This is a genomic window from Psychrobacter sp. P11G5, from assembly GCF_001593305.1.
Classification (GTDB): domain Bacteria; phylum Pseudomonadota; class Gammaproteobacteria; order Pseudomonadales; family Moraxellaceae; genus Psychrobacter.
The window spans coordinates 2929769-2941892 of the sequence record NZ_CP012533.1; the positions used below are offsets into that span (position 1 = coordinate 2929769).

The window sequence follows — 12124 nt, forward strand, 5'->3', positions numbered from 1 at the left end:
AAATCACTTTAAGAAATAGCTCAAACAATACCTTTAAAACGTACTTTTAACAACCATTCTCGTAAAGCATGTTAACGTTTCCAATAAAATGATGACATTATCTGCAATGCTTGAATAGGTGGTTAAGCACAACGGTTGTATAGGAAATCTCAATTAACCATCCAAATTGGTTAGTTGATGAGAAATTTTGTCCAAATCTGGTATCAAGTAAGCCACATCATTGATAGTAACTGTTTGGAACATATAAGATGTAATGATATTTTCTTTAAATGGCGTGTCTATTGTTTTTCCCTCTCCTATACTATCAGCAACACTACTATTATCCTTACTATTGCTCATAGCAATCTGTGCGTAATGCTCAGGTAAATTAGCATCTTTAACATCTGAGATACTGACTTTCATCTGACGTAAATCACCTGCTGTCTGTAGAGCAAAACGATGAACAGTGGTATTACCCTCTAGTACGATAGTTTTATCAATAGGCTTATCATGCGATAACAAATGAAATACTGCCATTTCTTGCTGTTCCCATGGATACGCCCATACAAGCTCATTATAGTCATCAATACTTAAAATTAAACTACTTGGGATAATCCAGTCTGGCTGGTTTTCAGCAGGAATGATAGTTACCTCAAGCATTCCATTATCAGTTGTTAATAGACTAACAGCTTCAAATGAATGTTTTATAATTGGGTTCATACGTCGCTCACAGTAAATGAAGGTGAAGTAATAGTCGCTGTCATCTCACCAATATAATCGGTAAGTTTTTGAGCTAATAGTTCAGGACTACCTATGAATTGGCAATAACCTGAGTCGATAATGGCTTGCGGCTGGCTAGGACAAGTACTCGTGCTTGGATTCTGCACCCATAGCTGACTGTTGTTATCTTGAATTAAATCCAAGTACTGTGTGCCGTCATTGCCCATGCCAGAAAATATAATGCTCACAAGATCACTACCGTAAACGTCACTAGTGTTTTGGAGCAGCTGACCAATAGCAGGCTTATACTCTCCTGCCCATGTTTGCTCTGTCAATATGACTCGACCATCTGAGTCACATACAATCTGCCGATCAATTGGTGCAATTAAACAGTGTCCTGTCCGCAGACGCTGAGTAGTCGTAATTACTTGGCAACGCCAATCGTTATGACGACTTAATATCCTAGGCAAAGTCTCTATCATTTTATGATTAAAATGATGAGCTAGCAAAATGCAGATGGGTAGCGAAGGTGGTAGGTTATCTAAAAACGTCTTAACCGCATTAGGGCCGCCCATAGAAGCTCCTAAGAACACTACATAACGCCAAGGCGGAGGATTGGTGTCAATCACCGGACTATCTAACAACGACGGCTTGTTAAGTAGTTTGGCTAATTTACGCTTCAGCTTGCGCTGCCATTTTGCATAATGTTGCATCTCGTTTAGGTAGGGTGCTGGGCTAAACCCTACCAGTACCGCACTGGATTTGGATGCAGTAATAACGCTGGCTATATTGTTATCATAGTCGCTATCAATCAACCAAATATCAACCTGAGCACTGTATAGTTTGGGCTTATCTTGTAACTGTTGCCGCGATAAACAATCAATTAAAGTAAAGCCCAAGCTGCGGACAGTATCGTTGAAAGCCAAACGCTGATGTTGACTCTCTGCAATCACCAATACTTTAATATCTAGATCTTCTTTATCACTGAGGATAGATGAATGGGTCTTATCCATCATGACTCAAGCTTATCTTTTGACCAAGTAATAGCTGCATTCTGTCTAATAGTTCAGTTTCTTGGAATGGCTTACCCATGTAATCATTTACGCCAATCTCTAATGCCCGTTCGCGATGTTTTTCACCCGTACGCGAGGTGATCATGATAATCGGTATATCTCGCAGACGCTTATCAAACCTTACTTGCGTTGCAACTTCGAAACCATCCATCCGCGGCATCTCGATATCTAATAAGATGAGATCAGGTATAGTCTCCTGTAAGATATCGATGGCATCAACCCCATCTTTAGCAACAGCGACGTTGATACCTTGACGTTCGAGTAAGCGCGACGTGACTTTGCGCACAGTTACTGAGTCATCAACCACGAGTACTGTAATTTGTGACTCTATTCCACCACGTTCAGGTTTCGATGCTTGAGTCGCATTTTGCGTTGGAGCGTTACGCATCAGTGCAATAAGGTCTAAGATTAGCATAACTGACCCATCACCCATGATGGTAGCCGCCGAGATACCTGCCAAATGCGATAATTGGCGACCAAGTGGTTTTACCACAACCTCAATACGAGACCCTGCAATTTGATCAACTTGCAGAGCCAGTTTCTGACCAGCACGGTTCTTAATAACAATAAGCGGCAAGCTGGTGTTGGTACTGACCATTAATTCATTAAGCTTACTGCCAGATAAGATTTCGTTTAAATAACGAACCCGATAATCCTCATCTTCAATATGTAAAGTGGCAGCACCAGATTCATAATAATCATAAAGCTTTTCTGGATTAACACGTATGACGCGCTCGATTTGTACTAGAGGTATTGCATAATAGCGATCTGCTGCACGTACTACCAAGGCATCAGAGACAGCAACTGTCAATGGTAAACGTATGGTAAAGCGCGATCCTTTACCTGCTTCAGACGTTACCGAGACCATACCACCCAACTGACGAATCTCGCTAATAACCACATCCATTCCTACCCCACGTCCTGAGATCTGAGTGACTTGCTGGGTAGTTGTAAGACCGGCGTTGAAAATATATTGAATGATGTCTAGGTCGGTCAGACTATTATCATTTGGATCAATCAAACCCTGAGCGATCGCTTTATCTTTTACTGCGTCAACATTGATGCCGCGACCATCGTCAGTGAGATTAATGACAACTTCACTACCCTCTCGTAATACCTCTAAAGTAATATGACCGCTACGATCTTTACCTGCTGTTAGACGAGTTTGAGTATTTTCAATACCATGATCGACCGCATTACGTAGCATATGCTCTAGAGGTGAGGTAATACGCTCTAGAATGGTTCTATCCATTTCGTCATCAGCATTGATAATCGTTAGCTCTACCGACTTATTGAGTTCGTTAGCAGTCTGGCGCACGATACGCTCAAGACGTGGTGTCACCCGTGTAAATGGCACCATACGCGAGTTCATTAACCCGTCTTGTAATTCAGTCTGGGTACGTGATAATTGTAGCAATAGACCTTCGCTATCACGCGTCTTCTCTAATAAAGTGTTATTAATTTCGATTAAGTCAGATGCTGACTCTGTCAGCGATTTGGACAACTGATTTAACGATGAATATTGATCCATTTCTAGCGGGTCAAAGTCTTCATTATTAATCAACTCATCATCATCAATCTGCGATAAGATTTGTGCTTCAAGCTCAATCTCCATCCGACGTAACTGATCGGCTAAGCGCTGGACAGTAGTTCCCATCTCCTCAATACTGTTAGTTAAACTACTCATACCCATATCAATACGAGCACGGTTAATCGCTGATTCACCTGATAGGTTAATCATATGTTCGATCAAGCCGCCTGAAATACGAATCATCTCGTTATTGCTGGTGCTTTGCTCTTGCTCTGCAAAACTACCTGCCATAGATGGCATCTCATGCAGATTTTCGACTACATGCCCTGACTGTTGCAGCATTTTTGCAGCCAAAATCATACTGCGCTGAGCTTGCAACGATACATTAGGAATATGCTTTAAGTCGTCAGGATTCTTACTAAACTGCTGTAGGGATAAAATCAATGCTGCAGGTGTCGATGGGTTAACCTGTTGCTTGAGGATAAAAACGGCATCAGCCAGCCAGTCATGACAATCTGTCAGCAACTGTGAAATCATTTTGGTCGCTGGTCTTCGAAGAATAGCCAGCTCTTCGTATACTGTCTCCATCTCATGCGCTAGATCAGCAATACCATTCGCCGCCACCATACGTGCGCCGCCTTTAATGGTATGTAAATCTCGCTGTAATGCTTGCAGTGCAGCCACGTCACTGACGTTACTTAGAAATAGCTGTAAATATTTATTACTACTGGCAACAATTTCGTCCGCTTCTTCTAAAAACACTTCTAAAATATCAGGATCAGGCAAACCTTCTGTCCATGAGTTTGCAATGATGCTATCAAGACTAGGGATATCAGAAGCTTGTTCGATATCTTTTTGACTGCTTTCTATCTTATCTAAATGATCATTTTCATGGTTCTGAAGTGCTGGCAAGACTAGAGTAATCGCTGTCGGTAGCTGTTCACTACGCTCGAACTGTTGCAGCTGTTTAATGAGCTCATCAGCGTGAAATGCCTCTTGATAGCGCACGACGTAATCAATCTGCAAGGACAAGGTATCTTGTACCATTTGCATAATAGTCAGCCATTGGGCAGTTGGGTGTAACCGTTGTTCGACAAAAGCTTCATAAATGCTTTCTGCTTCGTGTGTTAAGTCACCGATACTACGAATACCTGCCATCCGCGCGCCACCTTTGATAGTATGCAGGTGGCGTTGTAATACTTTTAAGGCTGCGGTATTGGCACTATCAGCGCGCCACTTACTAAAAGACTGCGCGATGGCGCTATCTAGCTCTTGCGCTTCTTCTAGGAATATTTCTAGTAGCTCAACATCGGTATCGATTGCTTCAAGCTGTAACGTATCTGCTTGTATGCTTTGTACAGTCGCCGTTGGCTCATCGCTATCTTCAAGAACTATCTCGTTGGGAGCAACCACATCATTTAAAGCATTAGAATGTTCTTCAACGTCTATTGTATCAATTGCATATAAATCGCTGAGTATTTGCTGATCAACTTTTAATGACATGCTACCTGCCAACGCATCAAACAAGCCTACTAGCTGGCGATGACCTGCACACAATGCTGTCTGCACTTTTTTATCGTGAGTCGCTTCAAGATTACCATCAAGATAGCTGTACACTGAACATAAAGCTGCTAGTAATGAGGTGAATTTGGGAGAGTCTCCAGTCTGACTTGCTAGCTGTTCAATTTGCTTGAGTTGCTGCTGAACGTAATCCTGAACCTGCTCAATATTTCCATTATTTAACGCCTCACCTAGCTCCCACTCAGCATTTAAAAGTGCATCAACGTCTGTCTCTAACAGCTGCGAAATACTCAGTTTATTGTTTGTTAGTGTGCGTGTCACATCAGACTCGCTTAACATAGCTTGCAAAGAAGCTAAATCTTCTTTATTGAGCGGACTCTCATCAGACAGATTTTTCTGCAAACTTTGTTGATAAGCATTCAGATACCCTTCGATTAATGCTACTGATTGACCCAATGCTTGCAGGTGCTGAGCATTCATTGGCGTATCATGATTTTGTAGCTGCTCTAAGCTATGTTCTATTGTGGCACTAATATCACTAATAGCAGCAAGTGCACTAGAACCTGAAGCCGCTCTTAAAGTATGGAAAGCGCGTACAATCTCATCAGTGACTTCTATATGCTCAGCATCACTATGAGCTTTGACAAAATTATTGATATCTTGTAATAGTGACTGAGCCTCCTCAACAAATATCTTATTGAAGGCTTGTTCTTCAGCACTCTGCGGCGTTGTAATTACTGGTGCATCTGCCATCATCTCATTAATAGAATGAATGGTCTCTAACATGCCATCATTGTCATCGTCACTCATGTCATCGCTGCTATTACTGGAATCACTGTTGATTTCGCAGGCACTAGCTTGGCTATCTGCGTCTAACCATCCTTTACGTAAGCTATCATAGCTAAATTTATCACCATGCTGCTTACTATAAGCATTGGCACATGCTACCCATAACGGCACTATCGTTGGATAATCCTCGTTATGGCTCTCATTATTATTAGCGAACGTCTTAACCAAGTCCGGATAGCTAGCTAGAACATCAGCTATAAGCTGTACAATATCTGCAGACACTGAAATAGTATGGTCTAAAATACGATTAAGCATGTCTTCGATAGACCATGCAAGCTCACCAGTATAGTACGCACCAACCATGCGTCCTGAGCCTTTTAAGGTATGAAAACCTCGACGCACTTCTTTCAACTCAGTTAAGTCAGAAGTTGCATTACGCCATTGCTCGTATATTGGTGTAATCTCAGCTAACACCTCTTCTGCTTCTTCAATAAAGATCTCTTTGATATCCGGATCACTATCTTGAGAGTCGATAGGTAACTGTTGTGCTTGTTGTATAAAAGGCTCAAGGACTGCAGGAATATTTAAATTGGCGACTTGCGTAGAGTTGCTTGCTGCAGTTGCATGAGATTCAGAACTAAAATCAGTTGCCGAATCAATATAGATATTTGCCGTATTTTGCTCACCAGTTGATTCGAGCGGTGCTTCTTTTAAATGAGTCAATGCTGACGAGTCTGGTTCTGTAGATATATCCATACCATAAGATAAAGGCTGTCCTGCTAGTAAATTACTCGTTTGTAAAATAGTAATGGCAGGATCCATACTGGGCTCTTGTAGTGTTGTAAAATCTGTAACTAACACTGATAAGCGTGTGGTAGTCTGGGTTACCAATGTAACCATATCTGCAGTCACTGGTAAGGTTTTGTCTAAGACTCGGTTTAGCAGATTTTCAATTGCCCATGCCATTTCACTCACACTAAAAGCGCCAACCATACGTCCCGATCCTTTCAACGTATGAAAACCTCGGCGCACTTCAGTTAATGGTGATAAATCTTGTACATCTTGTTGCCAGATAGGTAAGAAATCTTCCAAATCAGCCAGTACTTCTCTTGCTTCTTCGATGAAAATGTCGCGAATCTCTTCATCCATCTCAAAGTTATCAGGTTTCACTTGTGTACGGGCAGCTTGCAACTCTTTACTGTCTAAGCTCATTGTATCCGTTACATGCGTAGTGTCTATTTGAGCAACAGTATCATCTGTTAGTACACTTTTATTTAGGACGTTATCAGCAGGCACAATTTCACCGCTGTCATCATAGCGGACGACATCAGACGAAATTAGCTCGCTAGGGTTATAAGTCTGCGTGATCGCCTCGGGCGCTGCTATTAAGTCATCCAATAATTTTTGTGCTTGCTCTACGTATTCATTAGCCTGCTGCAATAAAGATCGATCAAATACTTGCTGCGCTAAGTAATCTAACAACAGCTCGATAGCCGTCACACTCTCTGCTAAAGCTTGAGTGAGATTCCAGCTGATACTTTTTATTTTATGAGTTTCTAACTTAGCGAATAGCTCGCCAAGTTTGTCACTAACTTCGCGCATTGAAGAAAGACCCATTTCTTCAAAAGCACTGCCGATCTCAGCAAAAGCGGCTGATGTTGGTAACAGGTAAGTTTGCTGCTGATGCACATAGTCATTGAAATTGTACTTTACGTCTTCGACTGCAATACGCAGCTGGCGCAAATTATCATCAGTAAAGGTGACAGAATGTATAGCATCTGCGCCCATAACCGTACTATCAGAAGAAGTGGTTATCGTTACGAAAGAAGCTGCATCGCCAATTTTAGTATGGATAGACTGTTCAGTATTATAGATAGCACTGTATAACTCTTGAAGTTGACGTTCAATCTGCGACTGTATCTCTGCAAATACTGACGCTGACATCATATTATCTTTGATATCACTCAAAACTTGATTCACTTGTGACTCGTATCGAGACCAGCCTCGGCACTCAAGTTGTCTTTGGAGTTGCTGTAATGGAATAATAACTGTCTGTGGATTATCAAGCCTAGAAATTATGGACTCAAGCTCAGCCAATATGCGCGGTAAAAAACGTAATGTAGACTCAGTAGATTGTGATAAATGACTTAAGGTGCTATGTGTTTGCTTATCAATATGTTCAAGGCCACTGATTTGTATATAAATATCAGCTATTAAGCCTTCGATAACATCATTACTGGTATCTTTATTAGCATTTATATTAGCTGTCATCAGGATAGCTTCCTGATAACGTCCATCCAATACCTCATCTAACTGTGATAATAGCTGTGCATAAGTTGCAGGTAGTGGTAATGAGTTATCCGCAAGGTTGCTTAACCAAAGCTCCGCCAAAAACCACAAACGCTGCTGAGCCTCGGCATTGTTTGTATGCTTTAGGCTGGCAGCTTGCCACAAGTAATGACTGACTTTTTTCAAACTTAGTAAGATAGCTGAATCATTGTTATTGAAAGCTAATAATTGTTGAACTTGCTGACGCCATGCCAATAACAATTGCTTGTATTGCTCAGGTAACAAAGGAGATAAGAAAGAAGCACTTGATGTTGAAACCTTAGGAATAGCCACGTTGATGGTTTGAGGATGAGCGCTGTGTTTATTAGTAGCCGATGTGCTTTTCAAAGTCACGCTATCTTCTGCTGGCACATGTGTTTGCGGCAACATCTGAGTAAGTTTATCAACAGTTCTATCAATAAGAGCACTTCTATAGCTACCTGTCTGAACGTATTGAGCCAGCTCGTATCGCAATAGCTGGTGAGCAAACTGCCCTATTCGATGCTGTTGAACATTTAATAGCGTGCCATTACTTATACTAGATACGAATAGGTTAAGTCTCGCCGATAAAGTAGCCAGCTGAGGAAGATTAGCCATCGTCAATGCGCCGCTAAGCTCGTGATAATGCTGTCCTATACGTTCAAAGTCAGGATAAGTATCTAACTGCCAGTCCTCAGACACTTCTGATAACTGCTGATCAAAAAGTGGGAGAAGCCATTCTAGCGTCACCATTTCATTTGGCTGATTTTTCATAGGATTATCCTAACTCGTTTATGCACTGATTTTTTGCCACGCATTAACCTGTGAATGGGCAATGCGGCGCATATTTGAAGGTCGCCAAAACAGCGCCTCTCCTGGAGCCAATACGATATGGCCACCTAGCGCACACTGTGCAGACAATCGCGTCAAAATATCACGCTGATCAAACTGTCGAAAATATATCAACACGTTTTGACACAAAATGACTTGCTGCAGATGTGAGGTTGCTAGGCTTGGGGTGAAAATATTGTGCCAGACAAAGCTGACTTGTTCATGCAATTCTGGCATCACTCGCCAATATGCTGAGGTTTTGCTAGGTAGCAATCTATCAAGGAGTAATTTAGGCGATACAGGTAATGCTTGGTCTGTTAGGGACGCTTGGCTTTGGCGTATAGCCTGCGTACCATCTTGGGTAGTTATTGCTAGCGGTTGCATAAAATGCTGATACGCTGACGGAATGAGCTGCTGTTGCCGCTGGTCATATTGACCTTTACGCGCTTTGTTTAATGCTTTCTGACTGACATCTGACCCTAATATTTTATGGTTTGAGATGTTTTTGGCAGCTAAGCTCATAGCTAACGACCATACTTCTTGGCCTGTAGCACAGCCGACACTCCATATACGAAATGGCTCAGCACTACTACTATCGACACTATTGTTAGAATGACCTTGAATAGTGCTCTGTAGTGGCTGAATACAGTACTGATGTGCCAACGCTGTCACAAACGCTATTGAAGGTTCATGACGAAAAAATCGACTTTCAGGAATAAGTACCGTATCAATCAACTGCTGTTTTAATCTTTTGTCTATCTGTACAGCATCCCAAAGCTGTGCTAATGACAACATATTCTCTGCTGCCGTATGCTCAACTGCATTCAGCAACCATTGAGACTGCTCTTTCGGTAATACAAAACCAATCGCTTGTTCGATATAGCGCTGCCATTGACGTACTGCAACTGGCTTATCTTTTAAGCGAAAAACAGTCGGCTCTCTATCCTTTGAATCGCTGCTTTGAAAATTATTGAGCTCTAAACTATTAACTTTACGTTTTATGAATATATTTTTCATCATGGTTGGCACAGTCTTTTGCTTGATGTTTTACAGATCAGCATAGTTTATTAAGCCATCAATATAATACAGTGCTAAAGAGCAGTGCCAGCGTTAGATGAGTTAAGCGCTATTTGGCTTTATCTACGCCATTGCAGAAGCGTGATCTTGAAAATCTTCTTCGTAATCATGCACTTGTTTGTCATCATTCGATATCTTAAAGCCCGTTACTGACTCTTGTAGAGCAGCGGCCATTTCACTCAACTCACCAACTGAACGTGCAGTTGCCATCGTTCCTGACGAGGTTTGCGAGGTAATATCTTGAATAATATTCATTGCATTAGAAATATGACCAGCAGATTCTGCCTGTTGCTGCGCTGCGTTTGAGATGTTTTGGATTAGATCAGCCAAAGTATTAGAGACGCTTTGCACTTCTTCTAGTGCTTCGCCAGCATCTTTTGCTAGGCGTGCTCCGCGCACAACTTCCGAAGTTGTCGTTTCCATCGACATGACTGCTTCACTAGTATCCGCCTGAATGGTCTTAACCAGAGTTTCAATCTGCTTGGTTGCATTAGCTGAACGCTCAGCTAGACGCTGAACTTCATCAGCAACAACCGCAAAACCACGACCAGCATCACCAGCCATTGAAGCCTGGATAGCCGCGTTCAATGCCAAGACGTTGGTCTGGTCAGCAATATCGTTGATTAGACTTACAATATCGCCAATCTCTTGCGAAGATTCACCCAGACGTTTGATACGTTTTGAGGTTTCTTGAATCTGATCACGAATAACGTTCATACCTTCGATTGAACGCTGTACTACGTCTGCGCCGTTATAAGCAATAGCAACTGAGCGCTGGGCAACTGATGCAGACTCCGTCGCATTCGTCGATACTTGATCAATTGATATTGCCATCTCATTAATTGCAGCAGATACACTAGCAATCTCTTGTGCTTGATGCTCAGAAGCTTCAGCAAGTTCAACCGCATTCATCTGAGTCTGTCCAGAAGACTGAGAAACTCGTTCAGCTGTACTGTTAATCACTAATACCAACTGGCGCAATTGGTCAATTGCGAAGTTTACTGAATCCGCGATAGCACCAGTGAAATCTTCAGATACTGTGGCATTAACAGTTAGATCACCTTCAGCTAAGTCACCTAGCTCATCAAGTAGGCGTAGAATAGCCATCTGGTTACGTTCGTTTTCTTCTTGGATCTGACGCGCACGCTCAGATTCAGTTTCTGCTTCTTGACGACGGCGAAGCGTTTCTTTTTCGATTAATATTCGCTCTGTACCACCATGCTGTTTTAACAGTTGCGATAGTGTGTATATTACGCCAAGCAGACCTAACAGAAATATAATAGCAGGCCACATTACACCGGTACGTGTCAAAATATCACGATCGATACCTGCCAATCGTGCCTGAGTATTGGTCGCAAGCTCTCCTAATGCACGGGCATTTTCACGCGACTCAATAGCTGGGCTATTCAACGCTGCAAGCTCTGCTGCCACAGGAGCAACTGCACTATTGAAAGTATCAGATATGTTTTGCAATGCTGGCAATAAACCACCATAGCTTTGCTGTTGCGCATTTAATGTTTGGGCAAATACCTCTGCTTGCTCCGAAAATTCCGCTGGCGTACCGTCAATACTACGAGTCAGTTTATCCATCTCAGTATACAAACGCTCAGCACGTAAGGTTTGAGTCTGCATATCACTGATGGCAGCAACAGGTATATTGGCTGCGACTGCTTGCTCTATAACTTGGCTATAGTCATCTTGCATCTGCTTGGTAGCTGTAGCGACGTTGTCTTTTAAGTCTTGTAGTGCATTTACATCATTACGGTGGCTTAGTACATAGTCGACCTTTTCTTTATTAGCTCGCCATTCGGTCTCAAGGTCACCAAAGACAGACTTGTTATCAGTGGCATTTTGTTGTGCTGAGGTCAATGCCGCTTGATAACGTTGAACGTCGTTTTGTAAAGAATCATAAGCACTAGCGCTCACATCAGAGTCGCGCGAAAAAGTTGCATCATTGACGTTTTGCACAATATTAGCTGCACTGACTTCTAATTGGTTGATGTCACTTAAGTAGTTACTTACTGTTGATAGCGTATTGATTAGCAAAACCAAGCAGGCCACACTCACTAAGGTAAAAACCCCTAATAAAACCTTCCATATGCTATTAGAATTTTTGATAGCTGGTACTTTTTGATTGGCACCAGTTGCAGGGCTTTTTGTAACATCACTCATTGTGCTCATTCCTTTCAAACAGTCGTCTAAGTCGTATCATGTCTGACGTTGTTAATGATCATCAGCTAATGACAGCTCTCTATTAGTCATTGGCAAAACTTTTATTAATAAGGTTTCTATTAAT

Annotated in this window: 5 protein-coding genes; all 5 read right to left on the reverse strand. The window is 42.0% G+C overall.

The genetic code is table 11. From position 1 onward, the window contains the following. Positions 1–153: 153 nt before the first annotated feature. On the reverse strand, positions 154–699 hold the full coding sequence (locus AK825_RS11995; RefSeq protein ID WP_068037744.1) for a hypothetical protein: 546 nt from the start codon (positions 697–699) through the stop codon (positions 154–156). Next, on the reverse strand, positions 696–1715 hold the full coding sequence (locus AK825_RS12000; protein WP_227514068.1) for a chemotaxis protein CheB: 1020 nt from the start codon (positions 1713–1715) through the stop codon (positions 696–698). Before AK825_RS12000 ends, AK825_RS11995 begins: the two co-directional genes overlap by 4 nt. Next, entirely contained in the window at positions 1705–8694 is a 6990-nt protein-coding gene (locus tag AK825_RS12005; RefSeq protein WP_068037747.1) for an Hpt domain-containing protein, read from the reverse strand. Before AK825_RS12005 ends, AK825_RS12000 begins: the two co-directional genes overlap by 11 nt. An 18-nt stretch (positions 8695–8712) precedes the next feature. Continuing rightward, a complete protein-coding gene (locus tag AK825_RS12010) occupies positions 8713–9771 on the reverse strand; it encodes a CheR family methyltransferase (protein WP_227514069.1) in 1059 nt (352 codons plus the stop codon). Between the two features lie 120 nt (positions 9772–9891). Continuing rightward, positions 9892–12000, reverse strand: coding sequence for a methyl-accepting chemotaxis protein (locus AK825_RS14920; protein WP_227514070.1), 2109 nt, complete (start codon positions 11998–12000; stop codon positions 9892–9894). Between the last annotated feature and the right edge of the window lie 124 nt (positions 12001–12124).

Bases quoted from the DNA above. Each gene is read 5' to 3' on its own strand.
- AK825_RS12000 (WP_227514068.1), bottom strand. From the start codon at position 1,715: ATGATGGATAAGACCCATTCATCTATCCTCAGTGATAAAGAAGATCTA.
- AK825_RS11995 (WP_068037744.1), bottom strand. From the start codon at position 699: ATGAACCCAATTATAAAACATTCATTTGAAGCTGTTAGTCTATTAACA.
- AK825_RS14920 (WP_227514070.1), bottom strand. From the start codon at position 12,000: ATGAGTGATGTTACAAAAAGCCCTGCAACTGGTGCCAATCAAAAAGTA.
- AK825_RS12010 (WP_227514069.1), bottom strand. From the start codon at position 9,771: ATGATGAAAAATATATTCATAAAACGTAAAGTTAATAGTTTAGAGCTC.
- AK825_RS12005 (WP_068037747.1), bottom strand. From the start codon at position 8,694: ATGAAAAATCAGCCAAATGAAATGGTGACGCTAGAATGGCTTCTCCCA.